Genomic DNA, 22,855 nt, shown 5'->3' with positions numbered 1-22,855 from the left:
AACTAACAAATCCGTCAACTTATGCGAATTAGAGAAATCAACGCCATGCGGGGGCCAAATTACTGGTCTATACGCCGTCATAAATTAATAGTAATGGTCCTAGATCTGGAGGAAATGGAAGAACTTCCCTCTAATAAAATTGAAGGGTTTAGTGATCGACTTAAAGAAATGTTTCCAAGTATGTTCAGTCACCGTTGTAGCGTGGGCGAACCGGGTGGTTTTTTTCAACGTGTGGAAGAAGGCACGTGGATGGGGCACGTTATTGAACATATTGCATTGGAAATACAGACTTTGGCAGATATGGATACAGGTTTTGGAAGAACGCGTGGTTATGGCGAAAAGGGCGTTTACAACGTAGTCTTTAGCTATGTTGAAGAAAACGTTGGTCGCTATGCCGCAAAGGCTGCAGTCGAAATTTGCGAAGCCTTAATTTCGGGAGAAAAATATAATTTGGAAGCAGACATTCAAAGAATGCGTGAAATTCGTGAAGACGAACGCTTAGGTCCAAGTACAGGCTCTATTGTTGAAGAGGCTGAAAGCAGAGGAATCCCGTGGATTCGTTTAAATAAATATTCGTTATGCCAATTGGGTTACGGCGCAAATCAAAAAAGAATACAAGCAACGGTAACTTCTGAAACCAGTAGTATTGGAGTGGAATTGGCTTGCGACAAAGAAGACACGAAATATCTTTTGGAACAAGCAGAAGTACTTGTTCCCCGAGGCGATATCATTGGGCGCGAAAGCAGTCTGGAAGAAGCTTGTAGATATGTTGGATTTCCCCTGGTAGTGAAACCTGTTGGTGGAAATCACGGCCGCGGAATTACAGTAAACATTAAAAACTATGAGGATGCTTTGGTGGCGTTTCACGCCGCTAAAAATGTTTCGCCGAAAGTTATTATAGAAAAATACATAACCGGAGAGGACTATCGCTTGCTGGTTATAAACAATGTTTTGGTTGCCGCCGCAAAGCGCACCCCAGCAAACGTAGTGGGTGATGGAAAGTCTACCATTAGTGAACTTGTAGAGGAGGTGAACAAAGACCCTCGTCGTGGTTATGGACACGAAAATGTGCTTACAAAGATTACTATTAATGATTTAACGAGAACCATCATTGCGGCTAAAGGCTATACTGAAGATTCTGTTCCTTCAAAAGATGAAATAGTGATTTTAAAAGACACTGCAAACCTAAGTACGGGGGGTACAGCGGAGGATGTTACGGATATTGTACATCCGTCCAACGTTTCTATGGCGGAACGCATTTCAAAAATAATAGATCTTGATATTTGTGGTATAGATATAATGACTACAGATATCAGCCAACCTTTGGAGGAAACAGGAGGCGCTGTGCTGGAAGTGAACGCAGGTCCAGGTTTCAGAATGCATTTGGCGCCAACAATAGGTTTGCCGCGAAACGTTGCGGCGCCCGTGGTAGATAAATTATTTCCAAATCATGGCGATACAGGACGTATTCCTATCATTTCTATAACAGGGACCAATGGAAAAACAACCACCACTCGGTTAATTGCACACATTGCAAAAATGAAAGGATATCGAGTAGGTTACACTACTAGTGACGGGGTGTATATCCAAAACAGGTTATTGATGAAAGGGGATTGCACCGGTCCCGCAAGTGCAGAATTTGTTCTGAAAGATCCAACCGTAAACTTTGCCGTTTTGGAATGTGCGCGTGGCGGATTGTTACGTGCAGGTCTTGGCTTCAAAAAATGTGATGTAGGGATTGTAACAAACGTCGCTGCAGACCATTTGGGGCTAAAGGGAATCCATACTGTGGAACAACTGGCAAAGGTAAAAGGCGTAATTCCAGAAACCGTTTTGCCGGACGGATACGCAATTCTAAACGCCGATGATGATTTGGTTTATGAAATGCGAAGAAGCATCAATTGTAATCTCGCTCTTTTCTCTATGGATGAAGAAAATCCGCGTATAAAAGCATTGCAAAAACTTGGCGGAATTACTGCCATTTATGAAAATGGTTATGTAACAATATGTCGTGGCACATGGAAAATGCGCATTATGAAAGCTGAAAACATTCCATTGACTTATGGCGGAAAGGCAACTTTCATGATTCAAAATATCCTTCCAGCCGTAATTGCTGCAAACGTTCGTGGAATTGGAATTGAAGATATGAAAGTGGCTTTGGAAACTTTTATTCCTTCGGCATCGCAAACACCGGGGCGACTGAATCTATTTAAATTTGAGAATTTCAGTATTTTACTTGATTACGCTCACAACCCAGCGGGAATGAGAGCCCTCCAGAAATTCACGGATAATCTGGAAGCAACAATTAAAGTTGGTATTATTGCCGGAGTAGGTGACAGAAGAAAGGAGGATACCAATGAACTGGGAAGCATCGCTGCTGAAATGTTTGATGAAATTATAATCCGTCAAGACAAACACTTACGTGGAAAATCTGAAGAAGAACTAATAAAAATGTTGGACGACGGTATTAAAATGAAAGACCCCAACAAAAAAACAACTATAATTCCTTCTGAAAAAGAAGCAATTACCCATGCCGTGAATAATGCAACAAAGGGATCGCTGATTATATTGTGTAGTGATGTAATCCCGGATGCTTTGGAACTTGTGATGAAATTCAAGGAACAGGAAAGCAATGGCGAAAGGACTTTTGCACAATAAAAAGGAAAAGCCGCTCCTCCTCAAAAGCGGCCTTACCTTTTAATATAAATTGAAATTCAATTTGGTAATTACCGTTTCAAAAATAGCCCGCTCATTTCAAGCGGGCTTTATGCTATTGTTAAATTAATGGAATGTTATTAAGAAGTATATTTTTTGATACTTAGGTTTCTTCCTTTTAGTATTCCGAAGAAAAGAATGTAGCCGTAACAGGCAATGATCAAAAAGAGCGCAAATTTAAACCCAATATTGTCCGTTAAAAAACCGTATGCTGGCGGAATTAACGCTCCTCCCACAATGGCCATACAAAGCAGGCCAGAAGCCTGAGGTTTCAAATCGCCTAAACCATCAATAGTTAGTGCAAAAATGGTTGGGAACATTATGGAGTTGAAAAGTCCCACCGCCAAAATGGACCACATTGCAGTTAAACCCTCAGTATTCATTGACACCAATAGCATTAATACAGCCATAGAAGCAAAGATTGAAAGTACTTTTGTAGGTTTCATAACTCGTGTGAGGTATGCGCCCACAAACCTTCCTATCATCGCACCACTCCAATAAAAAACCACGAATGCGCCCACAATTGCTTTGGCATCAATCGAATTTAAATCGGTATTCAAAAGGCTTTCGGCAATATATTTCATCGTTTCGTTTTGCTGAATTATTTCAGCAATATTCATACTCATAAAATAATTAACCAAATAACTGCCAATGGCAACTTCGGCACCTACGTATAAGAAAATACCCAATGCGCCAAGCATCACGATTTTGTTCTTCAGAAGTTTCCCATAACCGCCCACAGGACTTTTTTCCAAAATTTTCGGAAGTTTTATAAAAACAAATAGTAAAGCCAAAAGCCCAATGAATGCTGCAATAAAAAGAAAAGGTGTTTGCACAGCAGAAGCTTCTGAAACGTAATAAGAACTTCTGTCAACGTCGGTTAAAACCGAAATTTCTTCCGAAGACTTTATAGTGTCACTCAACAAAAAAGAAGCACCGATTAAAGGTGCTATTGCCGTTCCCAGAGAGTTAAAGGCTTGAGAAAGATTCAATCGGCTGGAGGCGCCATCTTCGCTTCCCAATACCGAAACGTATGGATTGGCGGCTACTTGAAGCACAGTTATTCCACCTGCGAGCGTGAAATATGCAACTAAAAATATCCAAAATTGTCTATCGGCGGCAGCGGGATAAAAAAGTAAACATCCCACGGCCATTGTAACCAAGCCTACAATGATTCCTTTTTGATACCCGATTTTAGAAAGCAAAGCTCCCGCCGGTACCGAAATTACCAAATACGCCAAAAAGAAAGCGAATTGAACCAATCCTGCCTGAAAATAGCTTAATTCAAAAACGTCTTTCAAACGCGGAACCAAACTGTCCACCAAAACGGTGATGAATCCCCAAAGGAAAAAGAGCACGGTTACGGTAATAAAAGCGGAGCGGAATGATTTTTTTTCGGTCATATCTTAAACTTTGTTGTAATAATCAGAAGGAAAGTTTTCGTTTTTATCGTTTTGATATTTTGTTGCCCAAAACCCATCGTGAATTGCATAATAACCCGTTTCACCTTTTTTGTTCACCGCAATATAACCCACTTGGAAATCTTTATAATTAGGGCTCTTTTTGATTATTCTTCCAATCGCTTCCTCACAAGCCTGTTGTGGCGTTTTGCCTTGGCGCATCAATTCAACAATCAAAAAACTGCCCACGGTTTTTAAAACTTCTTCGCCTAAACCAGTAGCCGTTGCGCCACCCACTTCATTATCAATAAACAATCCCGAACCGATTATTGGCGAATCGCCAACACGTCCGGCCATTTTGTATGCCAAGCCACTAGTCGTGCATCCTCCCGAAATATCGCCATTTTTATCAATGGCAAGCATCCCGATTGTGTCGTGGTTTTCAATATTGATAATTGGTTTATATTTTGAAGTTTTTTTCCATTCCTCCCAAGCTTTTTTTGAAGCTTCGGTGAGTAGATTCGTTTTTTCAAAACCTTCAGAATATGCAAATTGTTCCGCACCTTTTCCTGCTAAAATAACGTGGGGCGTATCTTCCATCACTTTCCGTGCAACCGAAATTGGGTGCATAATATTTTGAAGATAGACCACAGCGCCATAATTTCCTTTGCTGTCCATTATGCAAGCATCGAGCGTAACATTTCCGTCGCGATCGGGCAAACCGCCAATACCCACTGATTGACCTTCGGCGTTGGCTTCCTCAACCATACAGCCTTTTTCAATGGCATCGAGCGCAGATTTTCCTTCCTGCAAAACGCGCCACGCTTCCGCTGTACTTTCTTTCACGTTCCAAGTGGCAATAACCATTGGGTATCCAGAATTTTTACTTTCAATTTCATTTTCTACGGAATTGGAATTTTTAATTTTCGAAGCAAAAACTGAACTTCCCACAGCGATTCCTAAGGTGGAAAGGGAAGCGTTTTGAATAAATTTTCTGCGTTTCATATAAATATGGTTTCAGGTTTCAGGTTTAGTTTTTATACACGATGTTTTCAAGCTCTTTATATAATACTTTAATATCCCAAATTTTTGTAAAACTTGGAATTCTTGGATATGCAATTAATTCAAAAATGCGATAACTCTCTCCAATTGAAATAATATTGTTATTATTTAGAAATATATCAATGGCTAATCTTTTTGAATTGTCTGATCTAAATTGATTATAAAAGATTGATAGATTTCGTAATTCAATTTTCTTAATTTCTTTGTTCTTTACAATTCTGGTTTTGTATCTTTTTTTAATGAGTATTCCATTTTCAAATGTTGCAACATAAGAGTATCTTATTGCAAGTGGAAAGTAAATTAAAATAAAAAGCATTAAAAAAGTTACCCCAATCCATATGAAGAATTCATTATTAAATGTACTAATCAATTGTACAGACTTGAAAATTCCAACTATTAAAATCAAGAGAGAATAAATCAATACAACAAATGTTAAACTAGAAATGGTTGATGTATAAATTTTCAAGAGTTTGCCTAAGTCTTTTTCAAATTTATTAGGGTTGACTTTTGTTTTCAGATTAATCATATTTTTAATTAATAAACTACTGTCTTCCAGTTTCCAGTCTATTTCTTCGGCTTACTGCTCATTTCAAAAACAATCTCTTTACTCTTTGTAATTTCATCGTGTGTCAAATAATTTCTGTCCCGTTTTTTGCCGTCAACCGAAACACTTTTTACATAAACATTTTTCTTGCTTTGATTTTTTACGATAATTTTCACAGAATTTCCATTGTCCAAATTCAAAATTGCTTCTTCCACCAACGGACTTCCCAAGGCATAATTTGGCGATCCGGGAACAACTGGATAAAAACCCAGCGCACTAAAAATGTACCACGCGCTCATCTGTCCAGCGTCGTCATTTCCGCAAAGCCCGTCCTGTTTTGGACCGTACATTTTTTCCATAATTATCCTTACGCGCTCTTGGGTTTTATATTCCTTCCCAGTCCAATTGTATAAATACGGAATGTGATGCCCCGGTTCGTTACCCTGCACGTAATTGCCCATAATTCCGTCGCGGGTTATATCCTCGTTTTTTTCGATGTATTTATCGTCGAGTTCCATCGTGAAAAGGGAATCCAAATGTTTTGAAAAACGCTCTTTTCCACCCATCATTTGTACCATTTCATCCAAATTCTGCGGCACGTAAAGGCCGTAATTCCAAGCGTTGCCTTCAATGAAACCTTGTCCGTGCGTGTCGAGGGGATCAAACTCTTTTCTGAATTTTCCATCGCTCAATTTTGGTCGCATATAACCAATTTTGGGATCATAAACATTTTTGAAATATTCCGAACGTTTCAAATATTCCTTTTCAACTTCAGCATTGCCAACGCTTTTCGCGATTTGCGCAATGCACCAATCGTCATAAGCGTATTCCAACGTTTTTGAAACCGATGAACTGCTTTTATCTTCGGGAACGAAGCCCATTTTTTTATAGTCACCAATTCCGTCAAAATAATCAACATTTGAAGTATTAATGGAAGCTTCCAACGCGTGGTTTTTATCGAAATCGCCTACATTTTTTGAAACCGCATCAGCAATTACCGAAGTGGCGTGATAGCCAATCATACACCAGTTTTCATTGGCATAATGGCTCCAAATGGGCAGCATTTTATGAACGCTTTGGTCGTGGTGCGCTAACATACTTTTTATCATATCGTTATTCCGCTGCGGATGGATTATGTTGAAAAGTGGATGCAACGCGCGATAGGTATCCCAAAGTGAAAAAATGGTGTAATTGGTAAATCCGTCCGAAGTGTGGATATTTTGGTCGAGACCGCGGTATTGCCCATCAACATCTTCATAAATTATTGGGCTTAGCATCGTGTGATAAAGTGCGGTGTAAAAAGTGATTTTGTCTTCGGGCGTGATGGATTTCACTTCAATTTTTGAAAGTTCCTTGTTCCATTTTTGCTGGGTTTCGGCTTTGGTTTTTTCAAAATCCCAATGTGGAATTTCAGCTTTTAGATTTTTCAACGCGCCTTCGGTACTTACTGATGAAAGTGCAAATTTTATATCAATCTTTTCGTTTTCTTCCGTATCAAAATTGAAATAAGCACGGATTTCTTTCCCCGCCATTTCGGGGAAATTTTCTTCCTCGTTGAATTTTCTGTAAAACCCGTTGTATTTGGCTTTGTCATATTTTTTATGACCGTAACTTTTAAATGGTTTTGAAAATTCCATTACAAAATAAACTGTCCGAGTTCGCGCCCAACCGTGGGTTTGGCGGTAACCGGTAACCGTTGAATCATTTTCAACCCGAACAAAAGTCCAAACATTTTTGTCGTCGTGGCCGTAAACGTTATAAACCATATCGAGAATGATGTGCGCATCATCAGTTTTCGGAAAAGTGTATTGATGGAAACCTACGCGATCACTGGCAGTAAGTTCTGCGGTAATATTGTAATCGTCCAATTTAACTTTGTAATATCCGGGCGAAGCCATTTCATTTTTATGTGAAAATGAGGAAACAAACCCCTTTTCGCCAGTTTCGGTTTTCAGAGGATCCAAAACCAATTTCCCGACAGTTGGCATCACTAAAAAATCGCCCAAATCTGAATGTCCCGTCCCGCTGAAATTAGTGTGCGAAAACCCAATGATTGTGGAATCTGCGTATTGATAACCGGCGCAATATTCATAGGTTTTTGGGTTGTAACTTCCATCGGCTTTATACATCGTCTGCATATTTGTCTGCGGACTCAATTGCACCATCCCAAACGGAGTTGTGGCGCCGGGAAAAGTGTGACCCATTTTATCCGTCCCGATAAATGGATTTACAAATTGAATGAAACTTTTCGTTTGCGCAAATGTGTTTATGCAACTGAAAATTGCAATTGTAAAAATTAGTTTTTTGTGCATTTAATCTTTAATTTTTTGAGTTTTTTTTATTCAATTTTATAAAATAATCATCTGTTTTCCAGATATATGAAAGAGCTGAAATAAAATTTAGCCCTATTAAATAATATGTGTTTTCTCCTTTTTTATTTTTTTCAATATTTTTGAATGACCAAATTCTAAAAATTAAAATTGTTACTTGAATAGCAACTAATGTTATAATAATAATTCCTTGAATTTCTATTTCCAAATATCTCTCTGTCCATTTTTTTAAATCAGGAAGAAATAAAGAAATAAGAAATATAGACCCAATTATGGATGGAATGGATAGCGCTATTTTAGTAATTCTATTCAACCTATTTCACCTCAATTTCATCCACAAAAAGCCAAGCTTTTCCGCCATAACCTAAATGACCTTTTGGTAGATCGCCGATGTTTTTTGCTGAAATTTTTACGAATTGAACATTTTTATTTACTTCAAATTGAATGGTTTTAATTCCAGCATCTTCCGAAGGCTTTTCGGCTTCTATTTTTTGAATTGGGAGTTCAGTAAAATCTTTTCCGTTTTCTGAAACTGCACAGGAAACTTCCGAAGGATAAAAAATCCAGCTGCGTTGGTCTTGCAGAAAATTCACTGAGACTGTTTTCACTTCTTTTAAAGAACCCAAATCAACCGTTGCTTTTAAATCTTTATCGTGATAGCCTTGCCACGCTCCTGTGCGAAAATCCATCGCCCCGTGAACGCCATCAATTAAAGCATTGTTGCCGCCTCCGTTGTATTGATTTGCATACTCGGTTTCCAAAGCAATGCTGAGGTTTGGATCAATTTTATAGAAATGAGTTTCGAGCAAAGGACTGCGCTTACCTAAATTTCTGGCAGTTGGTTTTAATGGAAGTTTTTCCGAATAGGTTTTTAAAATAGTTTCTTCGGAAATGGTAAACGGTTGTTCGTATTTTTTAAAATCGGAATCATTCAAAGAATAATAAATATCGGTTTTATCGGAAACAACGCCCAATGTAATTTCAGTTTCATTTTTAAAAGCCACATCGCCTTTTGCGATAAATGGGGCGGGAACAATTAAATTTTCTGTGATTTCCGTCTTTGGAATTTCATCATCTTTTGTTGCCCATTTTGAAGGTTTGTTGGTCATTTTGAAAACCAATTTTCCGCCAGCCATAATTTCTGAATGGTAAATAAAACTTCGATTTAATGGTTTTCCATTTAGTTTTGCCGAAGCGATATATTTATTGGTGTCTGAAAGATTTTCTGCAGAAATTTCAAACTTTTTTCCATCTTCCAAATTGATTGTTGCGCTTTCAAACAAAGGCGTTCCGATAATGTATTGATTGCTCGTAGGCGTTACTGGATAAAAACCCATTGCGCTAAAAACATACCAGGCGCTCATTTGTCCACAGTCTTCGTTGCCCGAAATTCCGTCAGGCGCATTTTGGTACATTTCATTTAAAATTTGATGGACTTTTTCTTGCGTTTTTGAAGGTTTGTTCACAAAATTATAGAGATAGGCCATATGGTGGCTTGGCTCATTTCCGTGAGCGTATTGACCAATCAAACCAGTAATATCGGCCTGTTCCCGACCGGAAGTTTCATTTTTCGCAGTGAAAAGTTCATCGAGCTGTTTTTCAAATTCGGCTTTTCCACCCATTAAATTTATAAGGCCAGAAATATCCTGTGGCGCATAAAAACTGTATTGCCACGAATTGGCTTCGGTGTAGTTGAAATTCACTTCATACGGATCAAAAGGCGCAAACCAAGTATTTCTGAAACGACCGCGCATAAATTTGGTTTCGGGGTCGAAAACGTTTTTGTAATGCTGCGCTCTTTCAGAAAAGAGCTGGTAATCTTCTTTTTTGCCAATCGCTTTAGCCATTTCGGCAATTGTCCAATCATCATAAGCATATTCCAAAGTTTTTGAAACCGATTCGCTTTCTTCTTCCACAGGAATAAAGCCAAATTCCTTATAACTTTTCAATCCCAATTTATCCTGCATCGCACTGTGTTTCATCGCAGTAAATGCTTTTTCAGCATCAAAACCGCGAATTCCTTTTAAGTACGCATCCGAAATTACTGGAACTGCGTGATAACCGACCATGCACCAAGTATAGTTCGCCGCCAAAGGCCAAATGGGAAGAATTCCGCCCTCGTCATATTTTACCAAAAGGGAATTTATAAAATCTGTGGTTCGATCTTTTTCAATAATTGTATAAAGTGGATGCGCCGCGCGATAGGTGTCCCAAAGTGAAAAAACGGTGTAGTTTTCAAAGTCGTTACTTTGATGGATTTTCAAATCCATTCCGCGGTAACGGCCATCAACGTCTTGATACAGATTTGGTGCAATCATCGTATGATAAAGCGCCGTGTAAAAAATGGTTTTTTGGTCCCGATAGCTATCGGGATCGTTTTGGGTTTCGATTTCGATTTTGCGCAATTGTTGTTCCCAACCAGTTTCCGCTTCGTTTTTTATTTGTTGAAATGTTTTATTTCCTATTTCGGATTCCAGATTTTTCTTTGCCCCAGCTTCGTCAACTGCTGAAATGGCCACTTTAATTTCGAGTTTGTTTCCTTCGGAAGCGTCAAATTCAAACGCAGCTTTTACACTTTCACCTTCTGTTTTATCATTTAAAAACGTTAAGTTTTTATAGGGACGCGAAAATTTAATATTATAAAAAAGTCGCTGGTCCTTTGCCCACGCATCAGAATGACGGTGGCCAGAGATTTCGGTTTTTGAAACAACGTTTATTTCTGAACTTAAAACTTTGTCGCGATGTTCGAGATCGAGAATTACAATTTGTTTTGAATTCTTCGGAAAAGTGTACTGATGGATTCCGCTTCGTTTTGAAACTGTTAGTTCCACTTCAATATTTGTATCATCCAACAGCACTTTATAAAAACCCGGAGAAGCAATTTCGTTTTCGTGTGAAAAATGTGCGCGATAGCCTTTTTGAACTTGTGCTGAGCTTGTCGAAGCATCTGCGCCATTGTTGAAATTCACAGTATTTGTAGGCATTAAAAGCACATCGCCATAATCACTCACGCCAGTCCCGCTAAGATGTGTGTGCGAAAACCCATAAATATATTCATCGCTGTAATGATAACCGCTACATCCATCCCAGCCGTCCAAACGCGTATCTGGACTCAATTGCATCATCCCAAAAGGCATCGTTGCACCGGGATAGGTGTGGCCGTGGCCACCCGTGCCGATAAAGGGATTTACATATGAAGTTAATTTTTCAGAAGAGCTGTTTTCTTGGGAAAAACAGAAAAAAGAAAAGAGAATAAATATAAGAGAGGAAGTATTTCGCATTTCAAAAAAATATTCTGAAAAGATACTAAAACCGTTAAAATAAAGTGAAGTTGCGTTTCAGTTTTTTGAAACATACTATCTTTAAAAATTCTCTCTACTCTATGCGTTGGTTCATTTTTATTATCATTTATATTCTAGTTGATATTTATGCCTTTCAGGCTGTAAAAACTATTACAAAAAGTCCGTGGTTGCACGGTTTGTATGTTTTTATTTCGCTGGCGGTTTTGGCTGGGCTCATTTATGAACTTTCCTTTATGGGTTCCGCAAAAATGATGGAACCGCCAAAAATGTATTTTTTCGGAATTTTTCTGGCTGTTTTTGTGCCAAAATTATTGCTCGTCATTTTTATGTTTGGCGAAGACATTGTTCGCTTTTTTGTTGGAATTTTTATGAAAGTTGCAGGAAGCGATCAATCATTTTATATGCCTTCGCGAAGAAAATTTGTAAGTACTATTGCTTTGGGAATTGCCGCCATTCCTTTCGCATCTCTTATTTATGGGATGGTTCAAGGAAAGTACAATTATAAAGTGCTGAAATATGCTTTGGAATTTGACGATTTGCCGGATGAATTTGACGGTTTCACTTTAACGCAAATAAGTGATGTGCACAGTGGTAGTTTCGACAACCACCATAAAGTGGAATATGCCGTGAACCTTATCAATGAACAGCAAAGCGATGTGATTCTTTTTACGGGCGATTTGGTGAACAATATTGCCGATGAAATGAACGATTGGAAACAACTTTTTTCAACATTGAAAGCTAAGGAAGGTGTTTTTTCAGTTTTGGGAAACCACGATTATGGCGATTATGTGAAGTGGGAAAATACTACAGAAAAAACTAAAAATCTTGAAAAATTGAAAACACTTCAAAAAGAAATGGGGTGGAATTTGTTGCTGAATGAAAATAGATATTTTGAACGTAATGGTCAGAAAATAGCTTTGGTTGGAGTTGAAAACTGGGGTGAAAACGGTTTTAAACAAGCTGGTGATCTGGATAAAGCCTGCGAAGGTATTTCTGATAAAGATTTTAAAATTTTGATGAGCCACGACCCATCACATTGGCAAGCAAAAGTGAAACAGGATCCACGCCATTTTCATTTAACATTGAGCGGTCATACACACGGAATGCAATTTGGCATTGAAATTCCAGGGATTATAAAATGGAGCCCCATAAAATATAGGTATAAAAATTGGGCCGGAATTTATGAGGAATTCGGGAGATATATAAATGTAAATCGTGGTTTTGGATTTTTGGGCTATCCGGGAAGGGTAGGCATCTGGCCAGAAATAACTGTTATTCAACTTAAAAAGAAACAGAATACCGTATAATAATCGGGAAATGTTATATTTGTAAATACGATTGTTCAACTAACACATTAGGCAAATGTCAAAATTTGGAGAATTAATTGAAACGCAAATCCCAGTTTTGCTAGATTTTTATGCAGAATGGGATGAGGCCTGCAAAGAAATGCACCCCGTATTAAGAGACGTTGCCGCAGCACTTGGCGATAGCGCTCGGGTAATAAAAATAGATGTAGATAAGAATAAGGAATTGGCAGATGCACTTCGGGTGAAAGGTCTTCCCACCTTAATGATCTATAAAAATGGCGAAATGAAATGGCGCCAAAGCGGCGAACAGGATGCCGATACACTTATTGGACTTGTAAACGAGTATGTTTAAGTCTAAAATTTTCTCAATTCTACTTTAAAACTATATATCTTTTCTTAAAAAGTTATCTAAATAGGTAATTTTTGGCTTATCTCATGCCGAAAACCTCAATATTTTTGTTGCTTTAACATAATTCCTACATTTTTGTTAAATTTTCTAAATTTTATCGTTAAATGACTTGATTTTCGGATTAAACCCTTTAATTTGTCGGAAAAAAATTACTTTATTTTCAAATTGCCATGAAAAATTCCTACAAATTATTTTCTGTTCATGGAGGGTTAGCCCTTCTATTAGTTTTATTCTTTACATTAACTACGCAAGCTCAAGTTGGCATTGGAAACACTAATCCAGATACTTCATCAATGCTTGATATTACTTCTACCTCAAAAGGGCTTTTAGTACCTCGAATGACTTCTGTACAAAGATTGGCAATAACTACACCCGCTAATAGTCTTTTGGTTTATGATACTAATCTTAAATCCTTTTATTACTACGATCTTCCTACTACATCTTGGATAAAAATTAATTCAAGTTCCAATCAAAGGAATAATTATAAACTAGTTAAGTCTGTTGCCGATTTGGCTCCAGAACTTACCGCTGGCGGAGGTTCCAAATATTTACTTCAAACAAATACTTTATATGAAATAAATGGACAAATCACTCTGGCTTTTCCAATAGATTTGAACAATGCCTATGTTTCTGGTTTAGATGCTACTGAAGATGTTTTAATTAAAAGCTCAGGCCCAATGTTTCAGGGAACTACGGGTGGAAGTTTACGAAATCTTACAATTACTGGTGGAGGTACTGCATTCGATATAAGCGGAGGAGCATCCCTCTTGGTTCAAAACACTATAATATCAGGGATGGCAAGTGTAGGAACAATTGCAAATGTAGGTTTATATTTTGGTAATATTGTGCAGTTTGTAAATAATTCTAATGGTATAACTTACAGCAATATCGGAAACTTGCTCTTAAACAATCAAGCATGGTTAGGTTCAAATTCAGGAACTTTTGAAACATTAACTGGAAGTTTTGGTTTAGTGGAAAAAGCTAGTGGTTTTAGCACCGTAAAAGATGGTGCAACAGGTTTGGATGTAAGTAGTAATCCGACAGTAGGTGAAGGTGTATTATTGGGAACAGTTTTTACTAGACCTACCAGTGGAACTACAGGTGTGTTTGTAAAAAAATATACTACTGGTTCTTACACAGGCTATAACTTTACGAATGCTTGGTCAGTAAACTGCCCAGGAATCCCTAGAGAATCTGATGATGTTGCTTCGGGAAACATTTACTTCAATGGAGATCTTACGGCTGGTTTTGCACAAGATGTTCCAAATACACTCAATACTCCATTTAATTTATCATCAAACACCACCTCTGCTTCAAATTTGTTTCGTTCTGATTCCCCAGTTAATAATCGTTTTCAATATTTAGGAAAAAAAACTAGGACTTTTCAAGTTAATGCAACTTTAGCTGTAAGAGGAAATTCAACGAATTCTGTAGACAAATTTTTTGCATTCTTTTTTAGAAAGAATGGAACGACTACTCTAACTCCCACAAATACAGTAGTTCGAATTGATTCTCAAGGTGGCGGAGCTGAGATACAAAGTGTTTCTATCTCTGGTACAATAGAATTGGCCCCGACTGATTATATTGAAATTTGGGGACAGCGGATTACGGGAAACGCCAATGTTACTAACGTTCAGCTCGCTTTTTTTTCGCTTAATCTTAGTGTAAAATAATTATAACTAATTTATATTTTTAAAAATTTTATTTTCTCCCCAATAAACTCCAAAACCTTCGGCAACACATACCGAAGGTTTTTTTCTGCCTTTAAGCTATCGTGGAATACAACAACACTTCCAGACCTAATGTTTTTCAATACGTTTTGAAGACATTTTTCTTCGGAAACATTGGTGTCATAATCATAACTAATAATATCCCACATCACAATTTTAAAACCTTTCTTTTGAAGCGTTTTAGCCTGCTTTGAAGTGATTTTCCCGTATGGCGGACGAAATAATAATCTTGAATTCTGAATTTTGAATTCTGAATTGTGCATCTGTTTTTTAGCTTTTTCAATATTCTCAATATATTCGGAAGTCGCTGTTTTCCATCCGTTCAAATGGTTAAATGTGTGGTTGCCCACGGAATGGCCTTCGGAAAGAATTCTTTGGAAAATCTCTGGATGTTTTTGAACATTTTCACCTATGCAGAAAAAGGTTGCTTTTGCATTGTGCTTTTTTAATTCATCCAAGACCCAAGGCGTAACTTCTGGTATTGGGCCATCGTCAAAAGTTAGAAATACAGAATTACTTGAACGCGAAAATGCCCAAATTCGCTCAGGGTATAACCGCTGAATAAATCTGGGCATTTTTACTAAATTGAATTTCAATTTTTTTAGTTTACGGGGACTTCTGTCTCAATTTCTTCTGTTGGATCTCTTTCCATTTTTTTCAAAAGATTAGAATCTAAAGGAATTTCGATAGTTGAATCTTTTTGAAATTCTTTGTCCAAGTCCATTGCTTCATCTGGCGAATAGAAATGGCGGAAAAGCTTTAGGTAATCATTGAATTTATTTGCTTCTTCTCTCGCAAAAGTTTCATCGTCATAAATAACTACAAGTTGCACCAAACTTCTATATCGCTCCATATCGCTTATAATATCTGATGCAATGGCGCGTTGTTTATTGAATTTCAGACTGTTGTAATACAATAGATGTTCTTGGTATAATTTAGTAACATCATCATAAACCTTTCGGGCTTTTTCAGGCTTGTCCAGTTCATAATAACCTATAACATAGGGTTCCAACAGGCTGTAATATTCAAAATATTTCACAGGCATTTTTTCCATTGCAAGATCCAATACCTTTTCAGCTTTCCCTTTTTCGTCATTGTTTATTAAGGTTTCTGCAAGACGGGCAAGGTTACTTCTATAAGTGATGCCATTTCTACGGGTTTCGGTATCGTGATATATATCTGGACTACCGCTATTGCCCCAATCCCAAGACATAACTATGTTGTACATCTTGTCGGCGTCAATTCTACCCATATCAAAAGGGCTTCTTTTGTTGATTGGCGTTTTTATTGGAACCAATTTATAAACTACCCCGTCCAACTGAAGGTAATCTTTCATCCATAAGTAATCATCATCACCAAAACTTCCTCCGCTGAAATAAATGGGGCGTTCCCAATTATTGTTTGCAATGATATCCAGCATCATCATTCGGTTTTTATACATGATATCACTCTTGATATTGATATCGATATATGGAACTATTTTATCGGCATCTTTTGGATCCACGATTCCGTTTTTCAAAACCGCTTCCTTGTTAACAGGAATGCGAATTACTTTTGAGGGGAAAGTATGCACCTGCTGGCCGCTTGGAAGCTCCATTTGGGTGGCGGGACTGTCGTTGGCCACAAAATTCATCCAGGTTTTTATGTCTATAGTATCCTGAGTGGTTTTTTGATAAATTAAAAAATCACGCGAACCTGATCGATATTTTACGTGTGATAATTGTGAGGGAATTGGGTCACTGCTAAAGGCTTTCTTCTTCATATCGTCAATATACCAATCCGTCTGGAACAAACTTGTGTTCACAATACGAACATCTTGGCGGTAACCTTCAACATTTTGAGCATACCAAAGTGCAAAAGTATCATTATCTCCAATGGTGAAAAGAATTGCATTTTGGTCGCAGGAATCTAGATACATTTTGCCCATGGATTGTGCAGTGTAACGGTTGCTTCGGTCGTGGTCGTCCCAGTTTTGGGTTGCCAATAGTACTGGAGCGGCCAAAGCTGTAACAATAAGCACAACGGGAAGTGCAACTTTTGGTTTCAAATAATTTTTCAGCAAATCGAAAAGTGCATATACGCCATAACCTATCCACATTGCAAACACGTAGAAACTACCCACTAAAGCATAATCTCTTTCCCGAGGCTCAAACGGCCGTTCGTTAAGGTATATTTTTAAAGCAAGCCCCATAAACAGGAACAAAACCAATAATACCCAAAAGCCTTTTTGGTCGTTCTTAAAGTGAAAAACCAAACCTATAATTCCTAATATTAAAGGAAGAAAAAAGTAGGTGTTTCTTGCTTTGTTGTTTTTCATATCACTGGGCAGGTTATCCTGATTGCCCAAGCGGAGTGCATCAATAAATTTAATGCCACTAATCCAGTTTCCGTGCAAATCTGTGTATTGGCCTTGCACATCGTCCTGTCTTCCAGTGAAATTCCACATAAAATAGCGCCAGTACATATATCCAAATTGAAACTCGAACATGAATTTCATATTCTGAAAAAAGGAGGGTCTTTTGATGTCTAGATATTCACCAAAGTTCTTTAAAAATTTATCATAACCTTCTTTATCTACCAAGTCTTGGCTATAAGCTTGTTTGAATTTGTTCACTTCTTCAACAAGTCTGGGTTCGCTTAAATATTCGCTTTTTATAGAAAAATCCAAACCTCCGGTAAATTCCATATAGTTGGAACTGTGCTCTGTGCTCCACATTCTTGGAAAGAAACCTTTTTGTGAATCTTCAGTGTTCTGGCTCGCATTTTTGTAGTTGTTTACAATCACATACTTACCTGTGGCTTCATCTTTTTCGTAGTTTGGCTTGTCATCCTTATAGGGGTTGTCTTCATCTAGACCAACATAACTTTCAGTGAAAAGAGGGCCGTAAAAAAGATGTGTTTCAGGATATTGTTCGCGATTGTAATAAGCCAAAAGTTCACGGGCATTGTTTGGGTTGTTTTCATTGATTACGGTTCCAGCATTAGCGCGAATAGGAAGCATCAACCAACTTGAAAAACCTATGAATATGAAGAGCACGCAAAGCAATAGCGTGTTCAATTGTACATATCCTTTTTTACGGGTAAAGCGCAAGCCGTACACAAAAAGAACGATAAACAAAAGTGCTGCAAAAATGGTCCCGGAGTTAAATGGAAGCCCGATGCTGTTTACAAAAAACAATTCCGAAGCACTGAAAAACTTCATCGTCCAAGGCAGTAAAAGCTTAAAGATCAAAAGAAGAATGGCAACCGTAACAATATTGGCAATTATGAAATTTTTTACCGTAATCGTTTTATAATGTTTGAAGAAATAAAGAAACCCAATGGCGGGAATAGTAAGTAATGCCATAAAGTGGACCCCAAATGAAAGTCCAATAATAAAGGCAATAAGTATAACCCAGCGATTACCGCGAGGTTCCAACATTTCACGTTCCCAACGCAGCGCGGTGTAAAACAATACGGACATTAAAAATGTAGCACTTGCGTACACTTCCGCTTCTAGAGCGTTAAACCAAAAACTATCAGTAAATGCAAAGGCGAGTGACCCTATTGCGGCACTTCCAAGAATGGCAATAGCATTAGTTTTTTCAATTTCTTGATGTTTTGAGATCACATTTGTGAGCAAAATAGTGAGCGACCAAAACATAAACAAAATGGTAAATGCACTAGCAAAAACCGACATTAAGTTAATGGTGAGTGCAATGTAGGAAGCATCTGGAGCGAAAATGGAGAAGAAAGCACCCAAAAGTTGGAACAGCGGAGCTCCAGGTGGATGGCCAACTTCAAGATTGCTGGAAGTGGTAATATATTCACCAGCATCCCAGAAACTTACCGTTGGTTCTACCGTAAGCCAATAAGAGATAAGGGCAATCGCAAAGACGAGCCAGCCAATAATTTTGTTCCATTTTGTAAAGTTGAAAGAACCCATAAGTGCATATAAATTTGAATGGGACGAATTTACTAATAATATACATAGCCCCAAGTATCTAATTGAGGTAACGTGCAATATGCTATGATATTTTTAACTATAAAAAAGGTTACAGGATAGAAACTATATTTTTTTGCAACAAAATGTTTGTACAAGCCAAACTTTGTATTAAATTTGCCACCTCATTATGGAATTGGCCCATGGTGTAACTGGCAACACGTCTGGTTTTGGTCCAGAAGAGTCTAGGTTCGAGCCCTAGTGGGCCAACAAAAATTGAATCCCAATCTTGAAAAAGGTTGGGATTTTTATTTTAAAGTAAACAAGTTTTTTAAAATCACCTCGAACCATTTGGCTTTCAGTAGCTAAGAAATATTTTTCTCCTGTATCATAGTAGTTTCAATCTTTATTGTAAAAAGCTGCCCTTTTTAAAGAATATTATTTTCTTATGTTTACGGTCATTAACACGTAAAAATTTTTAATTATGAAAAAAAAAGTACTCTACCTGCTGCTGTTGGCGGCAACATTTTATAGTTATGGGCAAAAAGAACTTTCTTCAGATTACAGTTTTACTGTAAGTGAGCCCTATCAAGTATATGACTCCCCAAAAAAATATTATTTTTCTGACGGAAACCAAATTTTAACAGTAAAACCATGGAAAAAAAGTGTGGTATTACAAAAATTCGATGTAAGCAACCTTAAGCAAATTTCTGTCAAAGAATATGAAGATTTTCCTGACAATTACGTGGTTGAAGGGATGGAGCAATTGCAGGACAAATACTATCTTTTTTATTCATCTTGGACCGGAAAAAAAATCGCACATGAACAACTTTTCTACAGAGAAATAAACTTTGGAACAGGCGAGTTTGTTGGTGAGGCAGTTAAATTGATTGATATTGACGGTAGATTGGCTGGTACTTTTGCTTCTACGGCAGGAGTTTCCGCGCCCTTCGCTTTTGGATTTGGCGTTACAGATAAATTTTCCTTCTTAACATCGCTGGACGAGTCTAAGATTCTTATTCAATACAGAAGAAAACCTGAGGAAAGAAATGATAAAGAAAGTTATGATATTATTGGCACTGAGGTTTATGATAAAGAATTAAACAAACTTTGGGCAAATGAATACACAATGCCCTATACCGAAAGAAGAATGGATGTGGAGGATTTTGCAGTTGATTCTGACGGCAATGGCTATTTGCTAGCCAAAGTCTTTCACGATGACAGTAATAAAGACAAGAAAAAAAGAAAGGATGAAGAAGCCAATTATCATATGGAATTATTTAGACTCTCAAAAGGTTCTTCTGAAATTGAAAAGACCAAAATAGAACTGGGTGATAAGTTCATAAATGGAATTTCTCTATTTGAGTCGTTTGAAGGTTATATGATTTGTTCAGGATTTTACACAAACGGTTTAAACAACGAATTGCACAATGCAGATGGGCTTTATACCTTTAAAATTACTAGGGAAGGAAAATTGATTGATGAAAAATCCTATGAAATTCCGTTGGAAATTTTAAACCAATACGTAAAAAACAGAACCAAAAAACGAAACGAGCGTAAAGACGAAGACGGAAAAGCAGAGTTTGAGCACATGAAATTGCGACACCTTATAATTGCCGACGATGGAAGCTTATTAATGATTGGTGAACAAACTTTTATGATTGTTCACTATTCCCGTAAAAGAACTTACGTAACCTATCATTACAATGACATTTTGGTTTCAAAAATTGATGCTTCTGGAAATTTGGCTTGGATGAAGAAAATACCAAAAAGACAATCAGGCAAACCAAAAATGGGTGAGGTTTATGATACCAGTAAAACATACCAAGGAGGAATGTCTTATTCCTATTTTAATGCAAATGGAAATCACTACATCGTGTTTTTGGATAACGTAAAAAACATAGATTTGGAGTTGGACCAGATTCCGGCGCTACACAGTGACGGTTACGGCGGTTATCTTACTTCCTTTAAAATAAACGACGCGACTGGTGCAATTTCTAAAGGCTCCATATTAGACACTAGGGAAGTAACGGACAAAATGGAAGTATACCAATTTAGCAATAACCGAATTGTAAAAACCACGGAAGACCAATTTGTTTTGGAAGTTTATAAAAAGAGCAAAGAAGATGTGCTTATTAAAGTAGATATTAACTAACAAAAAATATTCAAACTTATATTAATACAGAAAAAAAGCCGTCTTTGAATAGATGGCTTTTTTTGCATAAAAACTTTAGTAAGTTTACAACAAAGAAAAATTTATTGAAATGAAATTTGCATTTCTATTATTATTCCTAAATATATCGTTTGTTGTTTCTGCACAGGAAATTACAATAGTTTCAGGAAATTATAAAAACCTGAAAACTATTTCTGAATACAATCTTGTTTTTGATTATTCAGATTTGACGGTAACGGATTTTGAGAGTGAAGAAGCATATCTTCAAAAAACAATGCTTGAAAAAGAGCAGGCAAAACCTGGAAACGCAAGGGTTTTTAGAGAAGAATGGTTTAGCGATAGAGCATATAGATATGAGCCTAGATATATACAGGCTTTCAATGAATATTTTAAAAAAGGAGAAGTAAAAGTAATTAAAAATCGGCCAGATTTACCTTATATCATGAAAGTTCACACTACGGAAATCTATCCGGGGTATAACAACGGTTTTACAAGAAAAAGCGGAAATCTGGAAGTGACAATTTCTGTTTTTAAAACCGAAAACGCTGAAAACATTTTATTTTCCGCAAAAATAACTGACGTTGAATGTAACTATGCCGGAGATAAAGCCACCTTGGAAGATTTTGATTTTCACCAAGGTGAACGAATAGCTTACGGCTATTGGAATCTCGCCAAATTTTTCGCAAAAAAATTAAGAAGAGGTATCAAGTATAACTAGTAAGCTCGTTCATTTTCCATATCAATAACCTTCGCAACCGTCTTAACTAGGCGGTTGTGGTTTTTTACAAACGGATTCGTTTCATCCCAAACATAACCAGCAAGTACAGCGCAAATCTGTTCTTTGATCACAGGATTTTCGGGGCGGTGAAAAAATATTTTCTGAAGATTGCCGGTGTACCATTCACTAACGTAAGTCCTAAAAACATCTACGCCTTTCATGATATAGCCCGTATAATCTTGTTCCCAATCCACTTTTTCGCCATTTAATTCTTTGGTTATTAGTTTGGCAGCTTTCACGCCCGATTCTGTTGCAAACGTAACGCCGGAGGAAAATACGGGATCCAAAAATTCAGCGCTATTCCCCGTAAGGGCATACCCTTTTCCGTAAAGTTGTTTTACGGCTTTTGAATAATTTTTGATAATATGTGGCTCAAAAAGGAAGTCCAAATCTTTTAGCCTATCGTAATAATAGTCGGAGATTTTCAGCATTTCCTTAAGTTTTTCAGAATTTGTCCCTTTAAAAGATTCAATAAACTCCGTTGGTCCAACAAAGCCAATACTTGTATTTCCATTTGAAAAAGGTATCACCCAAAGCCAAACTTCATCTTTTACTACATCAAAAGTAATAAGCGTTCCTTCAACACCTTCGGGGCGTTCGGTTTCTTTCACATGTGTGTAGATTGCGGAATTTGCTTCAAGAGTAGAAGGCTTGTCCAAATCCAATAATCGTGGTAAAACTCTTCCGTAACCGCTACTATCTATAATAAATTTCGCGCGAATTTTATACTCGTTTCCTTCTTCGGTTTTAACTGTTGTTGTGGAATGTCCATTTTCGTCAAACTCTACAGCCGTAACTTCGTGACCGAAGGAAACATCTACGCCTTTTTTAACTATTTCTTTGGCAAGCGTATGGTCAAAATCCGCCCGCGGAACCTGCCAAGTATAATCCCAGCCCGGAGTGTGCTTTTTTGAAAAATCGAAATTACAAACAATATCATCTTTCAAAAATCGAGCGCCTGCCTTAATTTCGAATTGCTGCTCCATCAAACAATCCAATAGCCCAGTTTCCTCAAAATGGTCCATGCAGCGTGGCAATAAACTTTCGCCAATCACAAAGCGTGGAAATTTACTTTTTTCAACCACTTTGGAGCTTATTCCGTTGTTTTTTAAATAGGAAGAAGCAACGCAGCCTGAAGGTCCTGCACCAATAATTAACACATCAACAGCAATATCATTCATAT

At 37.4% G+C, this 22,855-nt stretch carries 15 protein-coding genes and 1 tRNA gene; 7 read left to right on the top strand and 9 right to left on the bottom strand.

All coding sequences use genetic code 11. The features are described 5' to 3' along the window. Positions 1-21 precede the first annotated feature (21 nt). Entirely contained in the window at positions 22-2,658 is a 2,637-nt protein-coding gene (gene cphA, locus Q2U82_RS03640; protein WP_410006362.1) for a cyanophycin synthetase, read from the top strand. Positions 2,659-2,795: 137 nt separating this feature from the next. Here cphA and Q2U82_RS03635 read toward each other — a convergent pair whose 3' ends face one another. The 6 genes from Q2U82_RS03635 to Q2U82_RS03610 are packed head-to-tail and all read right to left on the bottom strand — an operon-like array spanning position 2,796 to position 11,332. Next, on the bottom strand, positions 2,796-4,118 hold the full coding sequence (locus tag Q2U82_RS03635) for a sugar MFS transporter (protein WP_410006361.1): 1,323 nt from the start codon (positions 4,116-4,118) through the stop codon (positions 2,796-2,798). A 3-nt stretch (positions 4,119-4,121) separates the two neighbouring features. Then, positions 4,122-5,120 carry a N(4)-(beta-N-acetylglucosaminyl)-L-asparaginase gene (locus tag Q2U82_RS03630; protein WP_410006360.1) on the bottom strand — a complete coding sequence of 333 codons (999 nt, stop codon included), beginning with the start codon at positions 5,118-5,120 and terminating at the stop codon, positions 4,122-4,124. 25 nt (positions 5,121-5,145) lie between these two features. Continuing rightward, positions 5,146-5,703: a hypothetical protein gene (locus Q2U82_RS03625; protein WP_410006359.1), complete on the bottom strand. Its 558-nt coding sequence runs from the start codon at positions 5,701-5,703 to the stop codon at positions 5,146-5,148. Between the two features lie 38 nt (positions 5,704-5,741). Beyond that, positions 5,742-8,033, bottom strand: a complete 2,292-nt coding sequence (locus Q2U82_RS03620; RefSeq protein WP_410006358.1) for a GH92 family glycosyl hydrolase — start codon at positions 8,031-8,033, stop codon at positions 5,742-5,744. Between the two features lie 7 nt (positions 8,034-8,040). Then, positions 8,041-8,364 carry a hypothetical protein gene (locus Q2U82_RS03615; RefSeq protein ID WP_410006357.1) on the bottom strand — a complete coding sequence of 108 codons (324 nt, stop codon included), beginning with the start codon at positions 8,362-8,364 and terminating at the stop codon, positions 8,041-8,043. A gap of 1 nt (position 8,365) precedes the next feature. Further along, entirely contained in the window at positions 8,366-11,332 is a 2,967-nt protein-coding gene (locus tag Q2U82_RS03610) for a GH92 family glycosyl hydrolase (RefSeq protein ID WP_410006356.1), read from the bottom strand. A 101-nt stretch (positions 11,333-11,433) separates the two neighbouring features. On the opposite strand from Q2U82_RS03610, the gene Q2U82_RS03605 reads away from it, so the two are divergent. The 3 genes from Q2U82_RS03605 (at position 11,434) to Q2U82_RS03595 (ending at position 14,742) form a co-directional block, all read left to right on the top strand. Continuing rightward, positions 11,434-12,660, top strand: coding sequence for a metallophosphoesterase (locus Q2U82_RS03605; protein WP_410006355.1), 1,227 nt, complete (start codon positions 11,434-11,436; stop codon positions 12,658-12,660). Positions 12,661-12,715: 55 nt separating this feature from the next. Then, positions 12,716-13,012 carry a thioredoxin family protein gene (locus tag Q2U82_RS03600; RefSeq protein WP_410006354.1) on the top strand — a complete coding sequence of 99 codons (297 nt, stop codon included), beginning with the start codon at positions 12,716-12,718 and terminating at the stop codon, positions 13,010-13,012. 227 nt (positions 13,013-13,239) lie between these two features. Beyond that, the gene (locus Q2U82_RS03595; protein ID WP_410006353.1) at positions 13,240-14,742 is read left to right on the top strand and encodes a hypothetical protein; all 1,503 of its coding nucleotides are present in this window, start codon (positions 13,240-13,242) and stop codon (positions 14,740-14,742) included. Between the two features lie 11 nt (positions 14,743-14,753). On the opposite strand, the gene Q2U82_RS03590 is transcribed toward Q2U82_RS03595, so the two are convergent. After that, the gene (locus tag Q2U82_RS03590) at positions 14,754-15,374 is read right to left on the bottom strand and encodes a polysaccharide deacetylase family protein (protein ID WP_410006352.1); all 621 of its coding nucleotides are present in this window, start codon (positions 15,372-15,374) and stop codon (positions 14,754-14,756) included. Between the two features lie 26 nt (positions 15,375-15,400). Continuing rightward, positions 15,401-18,724, bottom strand: a complete 3,324-nt coding sequence (locus Q2U82_RS03585) for a DUF2723 domain-containing protein (protein WP_410006351.1) — start codon at positions 18,722-18,724, stop codon at positions 15,401-15,403. Between the two features lie 194 nt (positions 18,725-18,918). On the opposite strand from Q2U82_RS03585, the gene Q2U82_RS03580 reads away from it, so the two are divergent. From Q2U82_RS03580 to Q2U82_RS03570, 3 genes are all read left to right on the top strand, one after another. Beyond that, positions 18,919-18,991: transfer RNA gene (locus tag Q2U82_RS03580), tRNA-Gln, on the top strand. Positions 18,992-19,205: 214 nt separating this feature from the next. After that, positions 19,206-20,876, top strand: a complete 1,671-nt coding sequence (locus Q2U82_RS03575) for a hypothetical protein (protein WP_410006350.1) — start codon at positions 19,206-19,208, stop codon at positions 20,874-20,876. A 109-nt stretch (positions 20,877-20,985) separates the two neighbouring features. Beyond that, on the top strand, positions 20,986-21,612 hold the full coding sequence (locus Q2U82_RS03570; RefSeq protein ID WP_410006349.1) for a hypothetical protein: 627 nt from the start codon (positions 20,986-20,988) through the stop codon (positions 21,610-21,612). Here Q2U82_RS03570 and Q2U82_RS03565 read toward each other — a convergent pair. Continuing rightward, on the bottom strand, positions 21,609-22,853 hold the full coding sequence (locus tag Q2U82_RS03565; RefSeq protein WP_410006348.1) for an NAD(P)/FAD-dependent oxidoreductase: 1,245 nt from the start codon (positions 22,851-22,853) through the stop codon (positions 21,609-21,611). The genes Q2U82_RS03570 and Q2U82_RS03565 overlap by 4 nt on opposite strands. Between the last annotated feature and the right edge of the window lie 2 nt (positions 22,854-22,855).

This window comes from Aequorivita nionensis (assembly GCF_046352995.1).
Lineage (GTDB): Bacteria > Bacteroidota > Bacteroidia > Flavobacteriales > Flavobacteriaceae > Aequorivita > Aequorivita nionensis.
This window is presented reverse-complemented; position numbering and strand designations above follow the sequence as displayed.

Bases quoted from the DNA above. Each gene is read 5' to 3' on its own strand.
- Q2U82_RS03565 (WP_410006348.1), bottom strand. From the start codon at position 22,853: ATGAATGATATTGCTGTTGATGTGTTAATTATTGGTGCAGGACCTTCA.
- Q2U82_RS03620 (WP_410006358.1), bottom strand. From the start codon at position 8,033: ATGCACAAAAAACTAATTTTTACAATTGCAATTTTCAGTTGCATAAAC.
- Q2U82_RS03590 (WP_410006352.1), bottom strand. From the start codon at position 15,374: ATGCCCAGATTTATTCAGCGGTTATACCCTGAGCGAATTTGGGCATTT.
- Q2U82_RS03600 (WP_410006354.1), top strand. From the start codon at position 12,716: ATGTCAAAATTTGGAGAATTAATTGAAACGCAAATCCCAGTTTTGCTA.
- Q2U82_RS03610 (WP_410006356.1), bottom strand. From the start codon at position 11,332: ATGCGAAATACTTCCTCTCTTATATTTATTCTCTTTTCTTTTTTCTGT.
- Q2U82_RS03575 (WP_410006350.1), top strand. From the start codon at position 19,206: ATGAAAAAAAAAGTACTCTACCTGCTGCTGTTGGCGGCAACATTTTAT.
- cphA (WP_410006362.1), top strand. From the start codon at position 22: ATGCGAATTAGAGAAATCAACGCCATGCGGGGGCCAAATTACTGGTCT.
- Q2U82_RS03570 (WP_410006349.1), top strand. From the start codon at position 20,986: ATGAAATTTGCATTTCTATTATTATTCCTAAATATATCGTTTGTTGTT.
- Q2U82_RS03630 (WP_410006360.1), bottom strand. From the start codon at position 5,120: ATGAAACGCAGAAAATTTATTCAAAACGCTTCCCTTTCCACCTTAGGA.
- Q2U82_RS03605 (WP_410006355.1), top strand. From the start codon at position 11,434: ATGCGTTGGTTCATTTTTATTATCATTTATATTCTAGTTGATATTTAT.
- Q2U82_RS03635 (WP_410006361.1), bottom strand. From the start codon at position 4,118: ATGACCGAAAAAAAATCATTCCGCTCCGCTTTTATTACCGTAACCGTG.
- Q2U82_RS03625 (WP_410006359.1), bottom strand. From the start codon at position 5,703: ATGATTAATCTGAAAACAAAAGTCAACCCTAATAAATTTGAAAAAGAC.
- Q2U82_RS03585 (WP_410006351.1), bottom strand. From the start codon at position 18,724: ATGGGTTCTTTCAACTTTACAAAATGGAACAAAATTATTGGCTGGCTC.
- Q2U82_RS03595 (WP_410006353.1), top strand. From the start codon at position 13,240: ATGAAAAATTCCTACAAATTATTTTCTGTTCATGGAGGGTTAGCCCTT.